Raw genomic sequence first — 19,838 nt, forward strand, 5'->3', positions numbered from 1 at the left:
TGGAGGAGCGAATACTGAATTCTGTTAGACTGCTCTATTTTACTCAAATCCTCTGGGAATTCAGTAAAATAGATCCGTGCCGCGGAAACTGAATTTATAGGAGGCGACCATGACACTGATCGTAAGCGACAGGCATTTGGAGGTACCGGAAATCCAGCGTGCCGCAATAGAGTTCATTGATCTGTCAAAGTTAAAAATAGCAAACTGCGTGGGCTGTTTTGGGTGCTGGACCAAAACGCCGGGGAAGTGCGTGATTCGGGACGACGCCGTTCAGGTCTATCCCCGCATCGCAGCCAGTGACAGACTGATGTATGTCAGCCGGGTCAGATACGGAAGCTATGACACCATCATGAAAACCATGCTGGAACGAGCCATCCCGGTTCAGCAGGCCTTTATCCGGCTTCACCACGGTGAGACACACCATTTCCAGCGGGATGTGGCGCCTAAGGAGGCGATTATTGTGGGTTACGGCGATCTGTCTGCCGAGGAGCAGGACATTTTCCGGCAGCTGATCGCACGCAATGCCAATAACATGAACTTTACACAATACCGGGTGGTGTTCGCCCAAGAGCAGGACCTGGAGCAGACGGTAAGAAATGAGGTGCTGACATGGGAAAGATCCTGATTATCAATGGAAGCCCCAGGGCGCCCAAGTCCAACTCCAAGCAGTATGCGGCCTTATTCTCAAAGGCCTGTTCTTGGGAGAGCCACTATAGGGATTTGACCAGGGCCAATCATCTGGAGCTCTGCCAGGCGGCAGATGAAGTTTCAGATGTGTTGTTCGTCTTTCCGTTGTACGCGGATGGAATTCCCGTCACGCTGCTGAACTTCCTGAAGACGTGGGAGGAATATGGATCCCGGCAAAAGCCCACGGTGTCTGTTCTGATTAACTGCGGCTTTCTTGAGGCGGAACAAAATAATGTTGCGGTAAAGATGATGGAGCTCTACTGCCGGGAAAACGGGCTGCCCTTCGGCTCTGTTTTGAAAATCGGCGGTGGAGAGGCCATTCTCTCCACTCCATTTCGGATTTTGGTCCAGGCAAAGATCAAAAAGCTGGCCCGGGCAATCGTACGGCAGGAAAACCGTACCTTCCAGGTCACGATGCCCCTGTCCAAAAAGATGTTTCTCAACGCCTCCACAAGCTATTGGATCCGCTATGGAGAGCGACATGGCATTACCAGAGAACAGATGGCTTCCATGCAGATTGAGCCGTAACAATATGGCGGGACTGGCGACGCTATAGACCACTCCGCAGCATGTGCTGTCCCTTCCTGATGCGTCGGTCTCTATTACGCAAAAAAGTAAATAGCGGATAAATAGACCGGATTTTTCCCGGGAAAGGATGGGAAGAGTGGATAGGAGTAAGCTGAGAGGCAAAAATCCCAGAGAAGGGGAGCCTTCAGCTGTATAAGAATATATCCGTATTTTTGGTTAATATATGGATAGTTTTGCACTTGAAAATGGAATCGCCTTATGCTAAGATATACATAAAAAATATTGTTATTTTAGCCGTTCAATGGAAGCAGCTGAAAGTGGGGCTGTGCGTGTCGTGTTTTACCGGTACGGACAGCCTAATCATGTCATGAATCGGACTGCCAAAGTGAGCGGCCCCTTTTTGAACCTGACTCAAGTCGGGCAAGTATGCAGAGTTTCTTTGAAAAGGAGAGAGAGGAGCATGGGTACAATAGAAAAGGGTGTTAAGACCAAAAAGAATCTGCGCGGACGAATCATGGAAGGGTATTTGAAGATTATCTTCTTCTCGGCCATTTTGGGGGTCATCACAATTGTCATGTTGTGCATCCTCTCCGGCTACTACCACACCATGTCCACGCTGGAGTCTGAACGTACCCAGATTGGCGAAACCATTAATGGCCATTATGAATTGCGTTCGGAACTGATCAGCAGCCTTGAGAAAGGCACTTCCTTTAACGGTAGCCTGGACGCGAGCACCTGTTCCTTCGGCCAGTGGCTGAGTGGGCACACAAACGACCATACTCCTTCTGAGGTTGTTTCGCTGGCACAGCAGATCACCGGCTCCCATGAGGAGATTCACAGCCTGGCGGAGAACCTGATCAACATGCGTTCCAGTGATCGGGAGGGGGCAATCGACCAGTTTTTCTCCCAGCTGGACCCCAAGACAACTGAAGTGATCGATGGCCTGCGCAGCATTGACAAGGTCTACGCTGCTAAGATCGAAGGCATTCAGCAGGCGTTCGATGCACTGCTGATCGCTATCGTGGTCATCATCGTGGTTGTTATGTGCGCCATCGGTGCGTTTTCCATCCTCTATGCCAGACGTCTGGCCCAACAGATTGCCTCTCCCATCATGCGGGTGGCCGACTGGGCCAATCATCTGTCTTTGGGTGCGGTGGAGTTTGACTTTGACGATGAGTTTGCCAAAATGGAAAAGGAAAACTCCGATAACGAGGTTGGAGTGATGATTGCAGCCTTCCGCGCCATGGCCGACAATATCCGTGAGAATGTGGAGGTTGTCAAGCGCATCGCCGACGGCGATATGACCGCTTTCGTCAAGATCCGCTCCCGTCGTGACAGCTTGGGCAGAAGCCTGTATCGCCTGGTGCAGTCCAACGACGTCATGTTTAATGAGATCGTGGAGTCGGCCCACTCGGTGGCTGCCGGCGCCAGCGAAATCGCCAACGCCAGCCATCTGCTGGCTGAGAGCACCACGGCGCAGGCCTCCGCCGCACATAATCTCTCGGAAGAGATGGAGCATGTCAGCAGCCTGATCCACTTCAATGATGAAAAGGCTCAGGAGGCCTTCGAGATCACCAAGGCCATTGAGACCGATCTGGAAACCAACAATCAGCACATGAAGGTGCTCTTTGATTCCGTGGCTCATATGCGTGAGGCGTCCAAGAAGATTGCCACCGTTATGAAGACCATTGATGACATCACCTTTGAGACCAACATCCTGGCGTTGAATGCCGCCATTGAGGCCGCTCGGGCCGGCGCCGCCGGCAAGGGCTTTGCCGTGGTAGCCGACGAGGTGCGCGCCCTAGCGCTGAAGAGCACCGAGGCGGCCAAGGAGAGCCGCGTCCTGATCGAAAACAGCATTACCCAGACCGACCGGGGCACCGCCATTGCCACAGAGTCCGCCGCTATTTTTGAGGAGATCAACAACAAGATCGGCAAGATCGTCAAGATCGTGGAGCAGGTTTCCGGCCTGTCCACCGATCAGCTGGAGAGCGTCAAGCACGTTGCCGAGTCGGTGGCTCAGATCACCGAGGCGGCCACCAGCAACGCAGCGGTCAGCGAAGAGTCCGATGCCTCCAGCCAGGAGATGAGCCGTCAGGCCGCGTTCCTGCGCAACCGGATGCAGCACTTCAACCTGCGCGCCCGTCAGAAGGGGCAGGCTTACATCCCCAACGAAAAGCAGAACGACGCCGAGTTTATCAAGTACGCCAACGAGGCATACAAGATCAAGGAGACTACCGGCCAGTTCGGCAACGAGTACATCGATCCCTATGGTCAGCAGCTGGAAGAGCGTCTGATGGAAGCGGATCACAAGAGAGCCGCCAGAGATGGCTGAGTTTTAAATGTATGAAAAAATCCATCCCACCGGGAAAGAGAAAACCCGGTGGGATGGATTTTTCCTTGCGAAAAGCCCGGAAAAGAAGCGGGGCTTTATTTCTGCTGCCATGCTTTGATGTAGGTCCAGTCAATAAACTGATTTCGGATCTGAGCGGTTTGAGAGGGACTGATGGGAATGAGCGTCCCATCCGACATACGAAAGGCGTTTCCCTCCAGACTGTCCACATAGTTCATATTCAGCAGAAAGCTGCGATGGCAGCGGAGGAAGTCAGGGCTTTGGATGGAGACTTCCAGGTCGTCCAGCCCCCGCCGTACCACCAGCACAGATTGGGTGGTGTGGATGCGGGAGCGGTGCCCGTACACATCGATGTATTGGATGGTGGAGAGGGGCAGCTCTCGCTGCTCCCATTCCGAGTAGACAGACAGGCACCGGACGGACTCGGGGATGTGCTCCAGACACCAGTCCAAAGCCTGAGAGACATCCTCCTGCCGGAAGGGCTTTAGCAGATAATCGGAGGCCTGCACATCAAAGCTGTCCCGGCCGTGGTCCTGGCTGGTTGTGGCAAAGACAATGGCAGTATCGTCATGGGCAGCCCGGATCTGTCGGGCAACCTCCATACCGGAGCAGTTGGGCATGTAGATATCCAGAAAAACAATGTGAAACTGCTGGGAGCGATGAAAGGCGTCCAGCAATTCCTCCCCGCTGCTGAAGAAACAAAGCTGGATGGGCAGATCCCGCTCCTGGCTGTAGGTTTGGATCATCCGGGCCAGATTGGCCCGTTCCTCTACCAGATCGTCGCATATTGCAATGACAACTTCCAAACTGGATTCACCACTTTCTGTTGGTGTCTGCTATAGCTGTAGCTGTCCCTCCCGCAGCAGGCGAAACTGCTGATAGGCTTCCCATACAGCGTCCTTCTGGCAGCGGCCCAGAGGAATCTCCGTACCGTCGGAGAGAAAGGCGCTCTGCCTGGAGAGCTTTTGAATGTGGAAAAGATTGACTACAAAGCTGCGTTGGCAGCGGACAAAAATGCGCGGGGGCAGGCGGCTTTCCAGGCTGTACAGGGGTTCCCGCACAGAAAAGGTCTGCAGGGAGCTATGGACCAGACAACCCTTTCTGGTGCCTTCGATCTGGGTCACATTGCAAAACGGGACCTGAGTCCGTACCCGGCCGGATAAGATCTCCAGCCGCTCCAGAGCGTTCCACCAAAGGGGAATGCAGCGTTTGAGAGCCGCCTCCACCTGATCCATGCAGATGGGCTTTTGCAGAAAGCCGTTGGGGTGGAAAGGGTAGCTGTGTATGGCGGCCTGGTGGTCGGCGGCACAGACAAAAAGAGCGTGGGAGGAATCCGGCGGAAAGCGGGGGGGCAGAGTGCCGCTGTCCAGATCCCAGAAAAGAATGACCGGAGGCTGAATGGGTAGGGAGGGCTCTGTTACCAATTCCATAGGGGCGCAATAGAGCTCCATCCAGGCGCTGAGGATCTGGAAGAGCCTGGAACGCTCCTCTGTATCATGCATGTGTATCACCAATCGGGTTTTCTCCATGCCGACTGCTCCTTGTCTGTCAATTCTTCTTCTGTGCATTTCATTCCAACTATACCCTACCACAAAAAGAAGGCAGAAAGGGGACTTCCGACGTAAACGGTCTTTTATGGGCGCAAACGGCAACTTGCTGGCACGAACAACCAGTATATTACCCCATTCTTTTCCAGAAAAGGTCAGATGAAGTGTAGCAAGAGAGGCAGACGTTCCGGGCTGATGGAGGCTGAGTTGGCAGAGGAGATATAAAATCCATCTTTCCAAATGGCTAAAAAAGGATTACAATATTACCAGCTATTTCTAGGTCTTGCCGCTGGGGAGACGGTCAATACCCATCGGGCCCAGCTGACCAAGCTGAAGCGGATCCGGGACAGCCTGGGGGCGCCTGTGGCTACCATTCTGAACATCAAATGAAAAACAAACTCCCGCTGTACCGGACCCGGCACAGCGGGAGCTTGTTTTAGATGGGAGAATATTGTCAGCCCTGTTCCACCAGATGGGCGGCAATGCGGGTGAGCAGTTCCACCGAACCCACATGGTACCCGCTGACGCCGTACACGGCCTGGCCCTTGCCATTGCACACCACCGCCAGCGGGGGTCGGTCGGGGTCGCAGGTCAGGTGGCGGGCGGCGGTCTCCAGGTCAAAGGCCCAGTCGTCCAGCAGCACCCGGATGTCCGGCCAGTCCCGGAGTACTCCGGCCAGGGTGCGCTGGTTCAGGCTCTCTTTGCCCCGGAGCAGGAACACCAGATTCACCGGCAGGGCCTGGAGGGCCTGCCGGCCGGCGGCCAGCTCATTGAGCACATGCTCGGTGGGCTCATTGCCCTCCTCCATCCAGAACAGCAGGGTGGGACGGCCGTTCAGGCGGCAGAAGTCCGGGACTTCACTGCCCTCCAAAGTACAGGCAGGCATAACGGGCATTTCATGGCATCCCAGCAGGTCCTCCAAAGCATAGGCCCGCAGCCGCAGATCAGACTGGACGGTTTCTCCTGCCTTGACCAGCAGCACCCGGCTGGAAGCAAACTGGTTGCCGTTGGGCATCCGCACCGAGGTGGTAAGGCGATACCGCCCGGCGGGGAGGGAGGGGGTGCGTTGGCCGTTCTGCCAGTCCTCGTCAGAGAGCTGGAGCAGCTGCCAGCTGCCGCCATTCCACTGAGAGAGGGACCAGTTCTGCCGGTAGAGGGGATTCTGATTCTCTTCGCACTGGAGGGTCAGCGTGCCCTCTGCCTGGGGGTACAGGGGGCGGAAGGTTCCGTCCTGCCAGGACTCCGGCAACCCGTCCAGCGTCCGCAGACGAGCGGGGACTCCCAAAGCCCGCAGCAGAGCCACATACAAAATACGCAGACTCCGTTCATCGCATCGCCCGGCCTGCCAGGCCTCCAGCGGGGTCCACACCAGGCCGGTGGACTGCCCGGCGTAGACCTGAGACAGGTGGGTGTCCATCCGGCGGCACAGGGTATCCCACAGAGCAGCGGGCTGAGCCCGGTAGGCCTCCGCCTCTGCCGGGGAAAACACCTGTTGTAAAGCCTGCCGCCAGGGGGTGAGGGGCTCCAGCTGGATGCGGGGGCAGAGGACCCAGGCGGTATACACCTCTTGGGGCAGCGTATCCATATTGGGGGTGTGGGTCAGGTGGTCGGAGAGAACTTCCGTTGTTACGTCCCGCAGGTCCTTCTGGGTGAGGGTACGGAGGATGGCCTCCCGTCGGGGATCGTCGTCTTCGGACAGGAAGGCGGCGATCACGTTCCCATTGCCTCGGGCGGCCTGCACCAGGTCCCGCCACCGCTCCGGTACTTGGGCCGAGCGGTCCAGTCCCTCAAGCTTGCCCTCCCGGTGGGCGGAGCCGGTAGCCAGGACAGCGGCCCGCTCCTCCTTCTGGGCCGGGGTCAGCAGGACAGGGTGGATAGGGGCATCCTTGGGGGCGGTCATGGTAAAGTCCTGCCAATCGGTGGCCACCTGTCCGGGTTGCTCCAGCTCCAAAGTGAGGGTGGGACCGGTGCAATCCCCCTCCGCCGTCATGCCGTCCAGCTGGGCCTGCACGTGGAAGTCCCCCAGACCCAGCTCCACCTGGGCCTGCCCCGCTCCGTCGGCGGTGAGGGTAGTGATGGTGTGGAAGCTGGCCTCATTGAGGACTTGGATGTGGACCGCAGCTCCAGCGGCAGGCAGGCCGTCCCGCAGGAGCTGGAAGGTGTAGGTCCGGGTATGGGCGTAACGGGCCGTCTGGTTGTACCAGGCCACCGCCCCGGTGGAGCACAGCAGAGTGCCGTGGAGGGGAGAGGTACCGGTACCGAACAGCCGGGAGTGGACCAGAATGGCCCGGGAGGCGGCGGTGTTGAACCAGCCCCGGTCCAGAATGGGTTCGGGCTCGCAGGCCCCCAAAAAGCGCCACTGACCGTCACACAGGGCTTCTACCCAGGCGTGGTTATCGTCACAGTGGGCCCAGCGGGGGGAGTAGACCTGCCGGGCGGCAATGCCCACGCTGCGCAGGGCGGCCACCAGAAAGGCCGACTCCTCACCACACCGGCCGCTGCCGTTGCGGAACACCGTCAGGGGGGAGGCGGTGCGGTCGTCCTGAAACTGATAGGAGGCCTCCTCATGGCACCAGCGGTTTACCGCCAGCACCCGGTCCTCATCGGAGGCCAGACCGGCTACCCGCTCCCACAGGGCATTATGGAAGAGGGTGCGGTGGAAGGACAGATCCTCGTCGTTGACCCGGGGGAAGAGGACATAGTGGAGGAAAAGTTCTTCATCCAACCCGGCACACCAGGGGGCCTGCTGCCGCAGGGCCAGGGCGTGATCGGCAAACTGGAGGAAGAGGGAGAAGGGGTAACAGTACAGGTCACTGGCGGGCAGGTGGGACTGCAAAAATACCATCGCCTTTCGGCGCTCCGGGGAGAGGGATTCCAGTTGCGTATTCCAGTGTTCCATCTCAGACCTCCTGGGCGTAGCCCTTGCACAGCTCATACAGGGTGGTGACTCCGGCGCCGGTGGCCCCCTTGGTCTGGTACTCGAACCGGGGAGAATCCACCCAGGCGGTGCCGGCGATGTCGATGTGAATCCAAGGCTTGTCCTCAGCAAAGGCTCCGATGAAAAGCCCGGCGGTGATGGTGCCGCAGCCGTCGCTGGAAGTGTTGGACAGGTCGGCCAGAGGGCTTTCGATCATCTTCCGGTACTCGGGGAAGGTGGGCAGGGGCCAGTACTGCTCCCCGCTGCGGCGGTAGGCGGCCCGGAACGCGTCGGAGAAGCCGTCGTCGTTGGACAGGTATCCGGCGGTGGTAAAGCCGAACATCCCCACCACCGCGCCGGTGAGGGTGGCGATGTCCACAATCTTGGCGGCGTGCTCCTCCCGGATGGCGTAGGTCACCCCGTCGGCCAGGATGAGACGGCCCTCGGCGTCGGTGTTGCCCACCTCAATGGTCTTGCCCGACATGGAGCCGATGACATCGCCGGGGATATAGCTGTCGGGGGAGATGCGGTTTTCTACCGAGGGGATGACGGCGGTGACATTCACCGGAACGTGGTTGGCGGCCAGAGCCAGCACCGCCCCCCACACAGCGGCAGCGCCTGCCATGTCCCCCTTGATGCCCTTCATGGAAGAGGCGGCCTTCAGGCAGTAGCCGCCGGTGTCGCAGGTGACCCCCTTGCCCACCAGACAGATGGGGTCCTCATCGCCGCCGCCCCGATAGCGCAGGACGATGAGGCGGGGGGGATGGAGGGCGCTGTTCCCCACGGTGAGAAAGGCCTCCATGCCCAGTGTGCGGGCCTGGTGCTCGTCCAGCACCTGGCACTGGATGCCCAGGGCTTCAGCCTCACGGGTCATCTCCTCCGCCATCAGGGCGGGGGTGAGCTTGTTGGCCGGGCAGTTCACCAGATCCCGGGCCAGGCAGATGGAGCGGGTAAGGTGGGCCGACTCCTGAAGGGCCTGGTCCAACCCGTCACAGTCACCATCCAGCCAGAGGGTAATGGGTTCCTTAGGGGTGCCGGTGGCAAAGGAGGGGGCCTCGTGGAGGGCCAGCTCGGCTCCCTGGGTCAGAGCGGCCCCGGCGGCGGGGCCCAGAATGGGCAGCAGGGGAGCGGCATCCAGAACGCCGGTCTTGCCCCCCAGCTCCTTCATGGTCTTGACGGCCTTGGCGGCGGCACGGCGGAGCCGCTCCGGGGTGAGCTCGTCAGAGCTGCCAACATGGACAGTCCAGGTACAAGGCCCGTCGCCGGGGGTGAGGGTCATAGACTTTTCAGAATCGGATACAAAGGACAGCCGCCACTGGGCCTGCTGTCCCTGATAACGTTGGATCATGGGAGTACCTCCTTATAAAAAAGGCCCCGCCCGCCTAAGCGGACGGGGCTCAGTGATAAAGCCTTTTAGAGCGGTCTTAGTTGACCTGGTGACAGGCCACAAAGTGTCCCGGAGCCACCTCTTTGAAGGCCGGACTCTCCGTCCGGCAGCGGTCGGTGGCGTAGGGGCAGCGGCCTGCGAAGCGGCAGCCAGGGCCCAGATTCACCGGGCTGGGGATGCTGCCGTGGAGCATGATGCGCTTGCGGTTGTTCTCCAGCTCCGGGTCGGCCAGGGGGATGGCGGAGAACATGGCCTGGGTGTAGGGGTGCAGGGGGTGGTCGAAGATCTCATCGCTGGTGGTCAGTTCCACCAGACTGCCCAGGTACATGACGCCCACCCGGTCAGAGATGTGCTTAATCATGGACAGGTCATGGGCGATGAAGAGATAGGTCAGACCCCGCTCCTTCTGGAGATCCTGGAACAGGTTGATGACCTGGGCCTGGATGGATACGTCCAGGGCGGAGATAGGCTCGTCAGCGATGATGAAGTCGGGGTTGAGAGCTAGGGCACGGGCAATGCCCACCCGCTGGCGCTGGCCGCCGGAGAACTCATGGGGGAACCGGTTGGCGTGTTCCTGCTGCAAACCCACGGTATTCAACAGGTCAATCACCATCTGGTCCCGTTCCTTGCGGCTTTTGGCCAGGCCGTGGTTGTCGATACCCTCGGCCACAATATCCATCACCTTCATCCGGGGGTTCAGAGAGGCGTAGGGGTCCTGGAACACCATCTGCACCCGACGGGTGAACTCCTTATGGACGGCAGCGGACTGCTTGCCGTCCATCACCTGGCCGTCAAAGACCACATGGCCGTCAGTAGGGGGATAGAGGCCGATGATGGTACGGCCCAGAGTGGACTTACCGCAGCCTGACTCACCCACCAGACCCAAGGTCTCGCCCTTATAGATGTCAAAGGTCACATCGTCCACGGCCTTCAGGGTCTGCTTTTTCCCCACAGGGAAGTATTTTTTCAAATGCTGGACGGAAACCAGCACCTTCTGCTCACTCATGGCTGTTTCCCTCCTCGAGATGGCATCTGGGGTCGTGGAGCCAGCAGGCGGAGGTATGACCCTCCTCAAACTGGGTGAAGGGCGGCTGATACTGCTGGCACACCTTCATGGTATGGGAGCACCGGGCGGCAAAGGGGCAGCCCTGGGGGGGATTCATCAGGTCGGGGGGCGTTCCCAAAATGGTGTGGAGCTTGTCCGTCTTCTCGTGGAGCTTGGGCACGGCGGACAGCAGGCCCTTGGTGTAGGGGTGCTGGGGCCGGTAGAAGATATCCGCCACATTGCCGGTCTCCACCACCTGGCCGCCGTACATGACGCACACCCGCTTGGCGATGTTGGCCACCACCCCCAGGTTGTGGGTGATGATGATGATGGAGGTGTCGATCTTGTTTTGAAGCTCCTTCATCAGGTCCAGGATCTGGGCCTGGATGGTTACGTCCAGAGCGGTGGTGGGCTCGTCGGCGATAAGCACCTTGGGGTCGCAGGCCAGAGCGATGGCGATGACCACACGCTGGCGCATACCGCCGGACAGCTCGTGGGGGTACTGTTTGTAGCGCATCTCCGGGTTGGAGATGCCCACCAGCTCCAGCAGCTCCACCGCCCGCTTCTTCATATCGGCGGCGCTCATGTCCTTCCGGTGAGCCTTGAGCATCTCCACGATCTGCTTGCCCACCGTCATGGTGGGGTTCAGGCTGGTCATGGGGTCCTGGAAGATCATGGCGATATCGGAGCCCCGGATCTTCAGCATCTCCCGCTCGGAGAGGCTGATCAGCTCCCGGCCCTCCAGCTGGACACTGCCCCTGGAGATGCGGCCGTTGGAGGGGAGCAGGCGCATGGTGGCCTTGACGCTGATGGACTTGCCGCAGCCCGACTCGCCCACGATGGCCAGAGTCTCCTTGGGAGCCAGGTGGAAGCTGACCCCCCGCACGGCTTTGACGATGCCGTGATGGGTTTTGATCTCCACATGGAGATCTTTTACATTCAAAATATCATCCATGCCAATCACCTACTTACTCATTCTGGGGTCCAGAGCGTCCCGCAGGCCGTCGCCCAAAATGCTGAAGCACACCATGATGAGAATGATCACGATGGCGGGGCAGATGAGCAGATAGGGGGAATTCTGGAGGACAGCATAGCCGTTGTTGATGAGCACGCCCAGGGAGGCCTTGGGCTCGCTGAGGCCGATACCGATGAAGCTGAGGAAGGCCTCGGTGAAGATGGCGCTGGGGATGGTGAACATGGCGTTGATGACGATGACGCCCACAGTGTTGGGGATCAGGTGTCGCAGGATGATGTTCTTCTGGGAGGTGCCCAGCACCTGGGCGGCCATGACGAACTCCTGGCCCTTCAGCTGGAGGATGCGGGCACGGACCAGCCGGGCCATGTTGACCCAGCCGGTGATGGCCAGGGCCACGATGATGGTGCCCACGCCGGCGGGCAGCACCATCATGAGCAGGATGACGATGATGAGGTGGGGGATGCCAACCAGCACCTCAATGATGCGCTGCATGATGGCGTCCACCTTGCCGCCCAGCAGGGCGGAGACGGCGCCATAGGTGACGCCCACGAACAGGTCCAGGCAGGCAGCCACAAAGCCGATGAGCAGGGAAATGCGGGTGCCGTACCAGATGCGGGTGAACTGGTCCCGGCCAAAGCCGTCGGTACCGAAGAGGTGGGCGGCGCTGGGACCCTGGTAGATGGCGCTGTAGTCGGTCTGGGCAAAGTCATAGGGGCTGAAAATGGGAGCCAGCAGGGCCATAGCCACAATGACAATGATGATAAACAGGCTGACCACAGCGGCCTTGTTTTGCTTCAGGCGCAGCCAGCCGTCCTGCCAGGCGGTGAGGCTGGGGCGGCTGATCCGCTCCCGCTCGCTCTGGTCCACCTGGACGGGGACAAAGAGCTCCTGAGGGATATTGGCATTGATGTTGTTTTCTTTCGCGTTCATGCTTATCCCTCCTTGGTGCCCTGGATGCGGATCCGGGGGTCAATGACGCAGTAGAGGATATCCACCACAAGGATCACAAAGATATAAAAGGCGCTGTAGAAGATGGTGATGCCCATAATGGTGGAGTAGTCGTTGTTCTTGATACAGTCTACAAACAGAGAGCCGATGCCGGGCACCGAGTAGATGCTCTCCACGGCCAGAGAACCGGTGAGCAGATTGACCACCACAGGGCCCAGAATGGTGACCACCGGGATGATGGAGTTGCGCACCGCGTGGACCATCAGCACCTTGAACTGGCTCAGGCCCTTGGCCCGGGCGGTGGTGATGTAATCCTGCTCCAGCACGTCCAGCATCTCGGTGCGGATGAACCGGGCGAACATGGCGGTGGCGCTGAAGGACAGGGCGATGGAGGGAAGCACCGAACAGAACCAGTTGGTCCAGAAGGCCACCGGCAGGATGCCCCACTTCAAACCCACAAAATATTGCAGCAGGGCGGCTACCACGAAGTTGGGGACGCTGACGCCCAGAACGGCGATGACCATGGTAAAGTAGTCAATACCACTGTTGTGTTTCCAGGCGGCTATGATGCCTAAAGTCAGGCCCACCAAAAGGCCCAGCAGAACGGCCTGGATACCGATCAGCAGGGAGGGGCCCAGACGGCTGAAGATAACGTCGGACACCGGCCGGCCGGTGTAGAGGAAGGACGTGCCCAGATCGCCCCGGAGCAGGTTGCCCAGATACTTGATATACTGTACCGGCACAGGGTCGTTGAGGCCGTATTTCTCCAGCATCTGCTCCTGCTGGGCGGGGGTCAGATTGTTGAAGCGTTCGGTATCAAAGGGGGTACCGGGGAGCTGCTTCATCAGGAAGAAGGTGACGGTAACGATAATGAGGAGAGTGAGAACGAGATATATCAGACGCTTGCCGATATATTTCAGCATTCTGATTCCTCCTTTCCATGGAGTGGTTGATCCTTATCCGGTCTGAATCTGGACAGCGGCCGACGGCCGAACGGCGGTTCAGCCGCCTGCCGCGGTCCAGAGCTCCATCAAAGGACAGGAAGAACCGCGCGGGGCCAAGATGTACCCGGCCCCGCGCGGGTTGTGATTACTCAGCGGTAGAGAAGCTGGCGTACTTGAATTCCACGGGGTTGCCCAGGGGGTGCACGATCAGGTTCTGTACGTCGCTGCGCTGCAGATAGGCAAAGCCCTTGAAATACAGGGGGGAGATAACCGCGTCGGTGTCCACCAGCAGCTTCTCGGCGTCCAGCAGGCTCTGCAGACGGGTCTCGGAGTTGGCGTCAGCCTTGGCGGAGGTGATGAGGGCGCTGTAGTCGGCGTTGCCGTAGTTGCCGCGGTAGGGAGTGCTCTTGCCGGTATCGGACTGGGCGATCCACAGATCCAGGAAGGTCATGGCGTCGTCATAGTCGGCGCCCCAGGCGGTGATGGCGAACTGGTAGTTGTTGTTGTCCATCAGCTCGTTGCGGGCCTTGCTGGTCTTGGAGTCGATGGCGACCTCAATACCCAGGTTGTCCCGGAACTGGCTCTGAACGAAGGTGGCGATCTGCTTGGTGGCGGAGTCGTCGGCGATGAGCATGGACAGCTCAGGCTCATAGCCCAGCTCCTCTACGCCCTTGGCCCAGTATTCCTTGGCCAGGTCGGCGTCGAAGGGAGACAGATTGCCGTTGAGCTCGCGGAAGGTCTGGGTGCCGTTGCCGGACACGCCGAAGGAGACCAGGCCCTCGGCGGCGGTGGAGCCGTCGGCCAGGATGGTGTCGGCCAGGATGGAGCGGTCGATGGCGTAGCCCAGAGCCTTGCGGATGTTCAGGTTGCTCATGGCAGGGTCATCCAGGTTGAACTGCAGATAGGTGGAGCGGAACTCGGTGATGGTGTGGAACTCGGGATCGTTCTGATAGGTGGGCACGTCGGCGGAGGACAGGTTGACCTTGTCCAGCCCGCCCGCCAGATAGGTGTTCAGAGCGGAGGACTGATCCTTGATGATCTTCACTTCCACCTTGGGGATGGAGACATTGGCGGCGTCCCAGTAGGTCTCGTTCTTCACCATGCTGGTGCCCACAGCGGGGTCATAGCTGGTGATGGTGTAGGGGCCGCAGTAGATCATGTTGTCGGCGGTGATGCCGTAGTTCTCGCCCTGCTCGGTCACATAGGCCTCGTTCAGGGGGAAATACATGCTCAGGGTGGTCAGGTACAGGAAATAGGGGGTGGGGTTCTTGATGGTGACCTCCAGAGTGCGGTCATCCAGCGCCTTTACGCCCACCTGGTCGGCGGTGGCGGTGCCCTCGCCGTACTCCAGACCGTTGACGATATAGTCGGTCATGATGAAGTTGTAGCCGTTGGTGGCGTCGGAGCTCATCTGCTTCAGCCAGGAGAACACGAAGTCATTGGCGGTCAGAGGCGTGCCGTTGGACCACTGCAGGCCCTCGCGCAGAGTGAAGGTGTACACCAGACCGTCGTCAGACACGGTGTAGCTCTCAGCCAGAGCGGGCTGGGGCTCATGGTTGGCGTCCAGGCGGTACAGGCCCTCAAAGGCGTTGTTCAGGATGGTGAAGGACTGGGTGTCGGAGGCGTCCCACTGGACCAGGGTGCGGATCTCGTTGCTGTCGTAGTACACCAGGGTGTCCCGGGTGCCGCCGCTGGTATCGTCTCCGCCGCCGCTGGGGTTTTGCGAGCTTGAGTCGGTAAAGCCGCAGCCGGTCAGGGCACCGAGAAGAAGTGTGGAGGCAAGGGCCATTGACAGTAGCTTCTTCATGATTCATTCTCCTATCTTTTATAATTTGTTAAAATGCGCGCAGGCATATTAACCGGAGGGAGGGGGGTTACTGGCACATGGCCCATAGAATATGCTGCAGGGCCGCAGCGCCGCCGCCGATGAGGGCGCCATTGACGCCAAAGGACTCCAGTTTGAGCTGGAAGGTATTTTTCATATGTTCGTTCAAATTATCCCGGCAGCTGCCGACGAGCAGCTTGGGGAGCAGGGGATGGGCACGCAGCAGGCTGCCGCACAACAGCAGAACATCGGGGGCGTAGGTGTTGGCCAGCAGGTTGATGGCGATGGAGGTATAGGAAATCAGCTGGTGGATGACCCCTACGGCAAAGGGCTCCCCGTTCTGGTAGTGCTCCAGAAGCTCCGGCAGAGTGACGCCGGGATAGACTGTGCCCGCCTCGGCCAAAATGGCCCGGAGGGAGAGGTGGGTTTGCAGACAGCCCACCTTGCCGCACTCGCAGATTTTGCCTGCCGGGTTGAGGGTGATGTGGCCGATCTCACCGGCCATGTTGTCCCGGCCCCGGTAAATCTCCCCGTTGAGGATGACCGCCGCGCCGATGCCGTCGCTGAGGTTGAGTACCACCAGGTTCCGGCAGCCCGCGCAGGCGCCGAAGCTGTGCTCTGCCAGCGCCACTGCCTTACAGTCGTTTTCCATCACAAAGGTATAGCCGGGCAGAGCCTGCTCCAGTTGGGAGACCACCGGTACGCTCCGCCAGCGAAAATTGGCAGAAAACTCCAATTGGCCCCGCTCAATATCCAGGATGCCAGGCATCACCACTCCCACAGTTTTTTGAAAGCCCATGTCCTGGTGGGCTGCAAGGAAGCGGCGCAAATGTTCCGACATCCAGGGCAGCACCTGCTGGGGTGTAAAGTCCATGTGGGGGATGGGATGGGCCTCCTGACGGTGGAGGATACCGGTGGGACTGACCAGTCCCAGGTACAGACAGTCCCGGTCCAGAAACACGCTGGGACACAGCAGATGCTCTTCATTTAAGGAGAGCACCCTGGGGGGACGGCCGATCCCGCCGTCCTTTTCCTGCTCCCGCAGGACGCCCCGCTCGATCAGTTCATCCGCAATGCGGCCCACGGTGACGATGCTCATGCCGGTGGCCTCGGCAGCCTGGGCCCGGGACATTTCGCCTGCGGTGCGGATGGCGGTCAGCACCAGGCAGGTATTATTTTGGCGCATCAGGACCCGATCTACCTTTTTTCCCGCAACCAAAATCCGACCCTCCTGAATTACTAACATGAAATTAAAAATACGTTTTCGTTCAATTTCGTTGATATTTCATATTATACGCAAAGGAGGGGAGAAAATCAAGATGCGATTGACAAAATAGACAAAAAATATTATAATAATGATAGCGCACATAAAGTAATTATTAAGGTGATGATAAAAATGAGCAGTGTGATTCTGGAAGTCTGCTGCGGCAGCGCAGACGACGTGATTCAGGCCCATAAGGCGGGGGCTCATCGGGTGGAGCTGAACAGCAATCTGTTCCACGGCGGACTGACCCCCACCATCGGCGAGCTGGTGGTTGCCAAGCGGGAGACCGGGATGAAGATCATGACCATGGTGCGGCCCCGGGAGGGCGGCTTCTGCTACACCGACGGGGAATTTGCCACCGCCATCGAGGACGCCAAGCAGCTGCTGGCCAACGGGACCGACGGCCTTGTGTTTGGTTTTCTCCATCAGAACGGCACGCTGGACCTGGAGCGCACCAAGATTCTGGCCCAGTTGGCCCAAGAGGCGGGGAAGGAGACCGTGTTCCACCGGGCCATTGATGTGGTGCCCGACTGGAAGGAGACTCTGGACGCCCTGATCGAGCTGGGGATCACCCGGGTGCTCACCAGTGGCCAGGAGCCTGATGTATCTCTGGGTACTCAGACGGTCCATGAGATGATCCAGTATGCCGCCGGCCGTATCCAGATCCTGCCCGGCGCCGGCATTACCGCCCGGAATATGGACCGGGTCATTGCTGAGACCGGCTGTGATCAGATCCACCTGGCCGCCCACAAGGCTCAGTATGATACCTCGGTGAACAACAACCGGGCCATCTATTACGGCGGCGCGCTCTATCCCCCGGAGGACCGGTTCAATGTCATCGACAGCGACTATGTAGGCGGCATGGTGCGCCGTCTGCCCGGCTGAAAAAAGACGCCGGCTTGCTGGTATCAAAACCAGTAAGCCGGCGTTTTGTGCAGTTGGATCCTGCGTCCATTGGCTCGCCCGATTTTTCCTTGAAGTTTGAAGGAGACTTGAACATGGATATTATGCAAATCTGGAGTGCTTACCAGAAAAACGCAGATCCCGAAACCATCTTTCCCATGTATCAGGAGTGTGCGCTCAATGCAAAAGCGGTGGGCTATGGCGACGCTAATTTGCTGCATATCGCAAGCCAGAATGCCCACCCGGAGGCGGTTGTCTGGCTGCTGGAGCAGGGGCTGAAACCGAACGAAGCGTCCGGCTATGGCGAGCTTCCGCTGTTTCTTCTGGCAAGAAAGGGTTTTTCCTGCGGCTATCTTCCAAGGAAGGGGGATATCTACCGGACAGCGCAGGCTCTTCTTGATGGGGGAGGGAACGTGCTGCGCCGGGATTCCGATGGGAGGTTCTGCTACCACCATGCCGCGCAGGCAGGCAACGTGGAGTTTCTGCGCGCGCTGGCGGAGCGCGGCGTGAAGCTGAATAAGGCCGACCGGGAGGGAAATACGGGGCTGCATCTGATCGCGCAATCCTGCTATAATCCGTTGGAAAATCTGGAGTATGTAAACAGAGAGATCGAGGAGAAGCGCAACGAGGATTCCCTGCCGGTCAAGCAGCGCAGCCCGATCTCCATGGAAGAGCTACAACAGCGGAAAAAAGCAATTGAGGGAGAGCTGGACAATTTGTTCCGCTGTGCCGTGATTCTGCTGGACGCGGGGGTGGACCCGGAGGCGGAAAACAACATGCTGGAGACTGCCCACACGCTGGCGGTGCGCGCGGGTGCTAAGAAGCTCGCGGCGCTGCTTGATGGCAGCTATTCTCCGGAAGAAGAAAATTCCCCGGAGGGACAGGAAAAAATCGCGGCAGGCGGCATGACGCTCCATCAGGCGGTACGCAAGGGCGACGAGGAGGCGGTGCGTGCACTGGCGGCCATGGGAGAGGATCTCAACGAGATCAGCGAACAGGAAACCTTTGAGGGGCTTTCTCCGTTGGCGGTGGCCTGCCAGACCTGTAATATCCAAATGGCCTCTTTGCTGCTGGAGCTGGGAGCGGACCCCGCTCAGAAAAATGGAGTGGGGGAACAGCCTATTGTGGCGCTGTTTGGCCAGCAGATTATGCTGCATACGCCGCGGAACTTTTACCGGGACAGGCTGGCGGAACAGCTGGTGGCTCTTCTGGCGCAGTACGGCTTTGATCCAGACAGCAGCCTGAACGATGAAGGTGACTGCCTTCTGGGACTGGCATGCGCCTCGATGAATGGCAGAGGTGTGGGCAGGGACAGTGTGATCGATATGGTGGTGGAAGAAGCGATTCGCCTGGGGGCGGATGTGAACCGGAAAAACGACGCAGGCCAGACGCCGCTGATGCTGTCCTGTACGGGCAATTTCCGGACGATGGAAGAGGTGCAGACGGTGCTTCTGGAAGCCGGGGCGGATGTGACGCTTCGGGATGTGCAGGGGAATACAGCGCTGCATTACGCAGCGTACCAGACTTCCCGTCTGGATGCGGTGGCAATGACAGAGCTGATGCTGGACTTTGGGGAGCCGGATGTAAACGCGGTCAACCTGTTTGAAAAAACAGCCATGGATTATGCAGTGGAGCGGGACAATACCCCTCTGGTCAAGCTGCTGCTTCCATATGTGGAATAAGGAAGGAGAGGAAAAAGCATCATGCCGGTGAATCTCGACAATATGCTGCTGACAGCCTGCAAGAATGGGCAAAAAGGGATTGTCCAGGCGTTTTTGAAAAAGGGAGGGCTCCAGCTGGATAAGCGCGACGGACAGGGGGCCACGCCTCTGCACTACGCCAGCGCCAAGGGGTCCCGGGATATTGTGAAGCTGCTGCTGGACGCGGGAGCGGACGCATCTATCGCGGATAATCAGAGCCGCACAGCGCTGCATCTGGCCTGCCAGGTAGGGAATAAGGATATCATCCGTCTGTTGAGCTTCGGAGGGATAAGTCCCGATGGAAAAACTGTTGAGGCTTTGAGCAAAGGCTCGCTGGGCCAGTATTCGGCAGTGCTTCAAATGTTGAACTTGCGGACGAGCTGGAAACACTGCAAACGGGAGACTATGACAGCATTGACATACAGGGACAACCCCCAGCCTGGAAAGAGGTGGTGGCCGTCTTTGCTGTCAAGACCGCCGGAGGGGACGATGGTGTGGATGTAGCCGCGCTGACCCCAGACCGGATAGAGCGCCTGCGTGCTGTCTTTTGGGATATGTGTCAAATCACCACAGAGACGGAGACGGTGGAAGGGGAGGACTCCACAGAAACGATCCTTCATATCACCATTACTCCCAAAACCGCCGATGATATGCGGACAGTCTATTCCTTCTCGGAGTTTCAAAACAAAACCTTGACCGAACTGCTGGAGGAGCTGGACGCACTGGATGGACTGCTGGGGGATCTTGCTATCACCCAGGCAGACGCAGTGGAACTTCTGCAAAATCTCCCGGAGGATCTTTCCCCGGAGCGCCG

At 58.9% G+C, this 19,838-nt stretch carries 17 protein-coding genes and 1 pseudogene; 8 read left to right on the forward strand and 10 right to left on the reverse strand.

Features of this window, described 5'->3' with window-relative positions:
- The first annotated feature begins 109 nt into the window (after window positions 1-109).
- From Q0J75_RS04015 to Q0J75_RS04025, 3 genes are all read left to right on the forward strand, one after another.
- Window positions 110-625, forward strand: a complete 516-nt coding sequence (locus Q0J75_RS04015) for a flavodoxin family protein (RefSeq protein WP_297197028.1) — start codon at window positions 110-112, stop codon at window positions 623-625.
- Entirely contained in the window at window positions 610-1,215 is a 606-nt protein-coding gene (locus tag Q0J75_RS04020; RefSeq protein WP_297197031.1) for a hypothetical protein, read from the forward strand. The genes Q0J75_RS04015 and Q0J75_RS04020 overlap by 16 nt, the downstream gene beginning before the upstream one ends.
- Window positions 1,216-1,675: 460 nt before the next feature.
- Complete coding sequence (locus tag Q0J75_RS04025; protein WP_297197033.1) at window positions 1,676-3,550, forward strand: methyl-accepting chemotaxis protein; 1,875 nt, start codon at window positions 1,676-1,678, stop codon at window positions 3,548-3,550.
- A 95-nt stretch (window positions 3,551-3,645) separates the two neighbouring features.
- Here the strand turns inward: Q0J75_RS04025 and Q0J75_RS04030 are convergent, their stop codons facing one another.
- Both Q0J75_RS04030 and Q0J75_RS04035 read right to left on the reverse strand, forming a co-directional pair.
- On the reverse strand, window positions 3,646-4,374 hold the full coding sequence (locus Q0J75_RS04030) for a LytR/AlgR family response regulator transcription factor (protein WP_297197035.1): 729 nt from the start codon (window positions 4,372-4,374) through the stop codon (window positions 3,646-3,648).
- Window positions 4,375-4,404: 30 nt separating this feature from the next.
- Window positions 4,405-5,097 (reverse strand): LytR/AlgR family response regulator transcription factor, encoded by a 693-nt coding sequence (locus Q0J75_RS04035; protein ID WP_297197037.1) that lies wholly within the window; start codon window positions 5,095-5,097, stop codon window positions 4,405-4,407.
- Window positions 5,098-5,355: 258 nt separating this feature from the next.
- On the opposite strand from Q0J75_RS04035, the gene Q0J75_RS04040 reads away from it, so the two are divergent.
- Window positions 5,356-5,505, forward strand: coding sequence for a hypothetical protein (locus Q0J75_RS04040; RefSeq protein ID WP_297197039.1), 150 nt, complete (start codon window positions 5,356-5,358; stop codon window positions 5,503-5,505).
- Window positions 5,506-5,569: 64 nt separating this feature from the next.
- On the opposite strand, the gene Q0J75_RS04045 is transcribed toward Q0J75_RS04040, so the two are convergent.
- The 8 genes from Q0J75_RS04045 to Q0J75_RS04080 all read right to left on the reverse strand — a co-directional run bounded on the left by Q0J75_RS04045 (window position 5,570) and on the right by Q0J75_RS04080 (window position 16,376).
- Entirely contained in the window at window positions 5,570-8,014 is a 2,445-nt protein-coding gene (locus Q0J75_RS04045) for a transglutaminase-like domain-containing protein (protein ID WP_297197041.1), read from the reverse strand.
- 1 nt (window position 8,015) lies between these two features.
- On the reverse strand, window positions 8,016-9,380 hold the full coding sequence (locus tag Q0J75_RS04050; RefSeq protein WP_297197043.1) for a leucyl aminopeptidase family protein: 1,365 nt from the start codon (window positions 9,378-9,380) through the stop codon (window positions 8,016-8,018).
- 76 nt (window positions 9,381-9,456) lie between these two features.
- Window positions 9,457-10,425: an ABC transporter ATP-binding protein gene (locus tag Q0J75_RS04055; RefSeq protein ID WP_297197045.1), complete on the reverse strand. Its 969-nt coding sequence runs from the start codon at window positions 10,423-10,425 to the stop codon at window positions 9,457-9,459.
- Window positions 10,418-11,419, reverse strand: coding sequence for an ABC transporter ATP-binding protein (locus Q0J75_RS04060; RefSeq protein ID WP_297197047.1), 1,002 nt, complete (start codon window positions 11,417-11,419; stop codon window positions 10,418-10,420). Before Q0J75_RS04060 ends, Q0J75_RS04055 begins: the two co-directional genes overlap by 8 nt.
- Window positions 11,420-11,428: 9 nt before the next feature.
- A complete protein-coding gene (locus tag Q0J75_RS04065) occupies window positions 11,429-12,370 on the reverse strand; it encodes an ABC transporter permease (RefSeq protein WP_297197049.1) in 942 nt (313 codons plus the stop codon).
- A gap of 2 nt (window positions 12,371-12,372) precedes the next feature.
- Window positions 12,373-13,311, reverse strand: a complete 939-nt coding sequence (locus Q0J75_RS04070) for an ABC transporter permease (protein ID WP_297197051.1) — start codon at window positions 13,309-13,311, stop codon at window positions 12,373-12,375.
- A gap of 166 nt (window positions 13,312-13,477) precedes the next feature.
- Window positions 13,478-15,139, reverse strand: coding sequence for a peptide ABC transporter substrate-binding protein (locus Q0J75_RS04075; protein WP_297197053.1), 1,662 nt, complete (start codon window positions 15,137-15,139; stop codon window positions 13,478-13,480).
- 67 nt (window positions 15,140-15,206) lie between these two features.
- Window positions 15,207-16,376: an ROK family transcriptional regulator gene (locus tag Q0J75_RS04080; protein WP_297197055.1), complete on the reverse strand. Its 1,170-nt coding sequence runs from the start codon at window positions 16,374-16,376 to the stop codon at window positions 15,207-15,209.
- Between the two features lie 177 nt (window positions 16,377-16,553).
- Here Q0J75_RS04080 and Q0J75_RS04085 point away from each other — a divergent pair, with 177 nt between their 5' ends.
- The 4 genes and pseudogenes from Q0J75_RS04085 to Q0J75_RS04100 form a co-directional block, all read left to right on the forward strand.
- Window positions 16,554-17,306 carry a copper homeostasis protein CutC gene (locus tag Q0J75_RS04085; RefSeq protein WP_297197057.1) on the forward strand — a complete coding sequence of 251 codons (753 nt, stop codon included), beginning with the start codon at window positions 16,554-16,556 and terminating at the stop codon, window positions 17,304-17,306.
- 14 nt (window positions 17,307-17,320) lie between these two features.
- On the forward strand, window positions 17,321-19,006 hold the full coding sequence (locus tag Q0J75_RS04090) for an ankyrin repeat domain-containing protein (RefSeq protein ID WP_297197060.1): 1,686 nt from the start codon (window positions 17,321-17,323) through the stop codon (window positions 19,004-19,006).
- Between the two features lie 21 nt (window positions 19,007-19,027).
- Entirely contained in the window at window positions 19,028-19,528 is a 501-nt protein-coding gene (locus Q0J75_RS04095) for an ankyrin repeat domain-containing protein (protein ID WP_297197062.1), read from the forward strand.
- Window positions 19,519-19,838: pseudogene (locus Q0J75_RS04100) on the forward strand (peptidoglycan endopeptidase); the annotation flags it as partial. The gene Q0J75_RS04095 and the pseudogene Q0J75_RS04100, both read left to right, overlap by 10 nt.

It is taken from the genome of uncultured Flavonifractor sp. (assembly GCF_944385615.1).
GTDB lineage: Bacteria > Bacillota > Clostridia > Oscillospirales > Oscillospiraceae > Flavonifractor.

Bases quoted from the DNA above. Each gene is read 5' to 3' on its own strand.
- Q0J75_RS04015 (WP_297197028.1), top strand. From the start codon at position 110: ATGACACTGATCGTAAGCGACAGGCATTTGGAGGTACCGGAAATCCAG.
- Q0J75_RS04020 (WP_297197031.1), top strand. From the start codon at position 610: ATGGGAAAGATCCTGATTATCAATGGAAGCCCCAGGGCGCCCAAGTCC.
- Q0J75_RS04025 (WP_297197033.1), top strand. From the start codon at position 1,676: ATGGGTACAATAGAAAAGGGTGTTAAGACCAAAAAGAATCTGCGCGGA.
- Q0J75_RS04035 (WP_297197037.1), bottom strand. From the start codon at position 5,097: ATGGAGAAAACCCGATTGGTGATACACATGCATGATACAGAGGAGCGT.
- Q0J75_RS04040 (WP_297197039.1), top strand. From the start codon at position 5,356: ATGGCTAAAAAAGGATTACAATATTACCAGCTATTTCTAGGTCTTGCC.
- Q0J75_RS04045 (WP_297197041.1), bottom strand. From the start codon at position 8,014: ATGGAACACTGGAATACGCAACTGGAATCCCTCTCCCCGGAGCGCCGA.
- Q0J75_RS04050 (WP_297197043.1), bottom strand. From the start codon at position 9,380: ATGATCCAACGTTATCAGGGACAGCAGGCCCAGTGGCGGCTGTCCTTT.
- Q0J75_RS04055 (WP_297197045.1), bottom strand. From the start codon at position 10,425: ATGAGTGAGCAGAAGGTGCTGGTTTCCGTCCAGCATTTGAAAAAATAC.
- Q0J75_RS04060 (WP_297197047.1), bottom strand. From the start codon at position 11,419: ATGGATGATATTTTGAATGTAAAAGATCTCCATGTGGAGATCAAAACC.
- Q0J75_RS04065 (WP_297197049.1), bottom strand. From the start codon at position 12,370: ATGAACGCGAAAGAAAACAACATCAATGCCAATATCCCTCAGGAGCTC.
- Q0J75_RS04070 (WP_297197051.1), bottom strand. From the start codon at position 13,311: ATGCTGAAATATATCGGCAAGCGTCTGATATATCTCGTTCTCACTCTC.
- Q0J75_RS04075 (WP_297197053.1), bottom strand. From the start codon at position 15,139: ATGAAGAAGCTACTGTCAATGGCCCTTGCCTCCACACTTCTTCTCGGT.
- Q0J75_RS04085 (WP_297197057.1), top strand. From the start codon at position 16,554: ATGAGCAGTGTGATTCTGGAAGTCTGCTGCGGCAGCGCAGACGACGTG.
- Q0J75_RS04095 (WP_297197062.1), top strand. From the start codon at position 19,028: ATGCCGGTGAATCTCGACAATATGCTGCTGACAGCCTGCAAGAATGGG.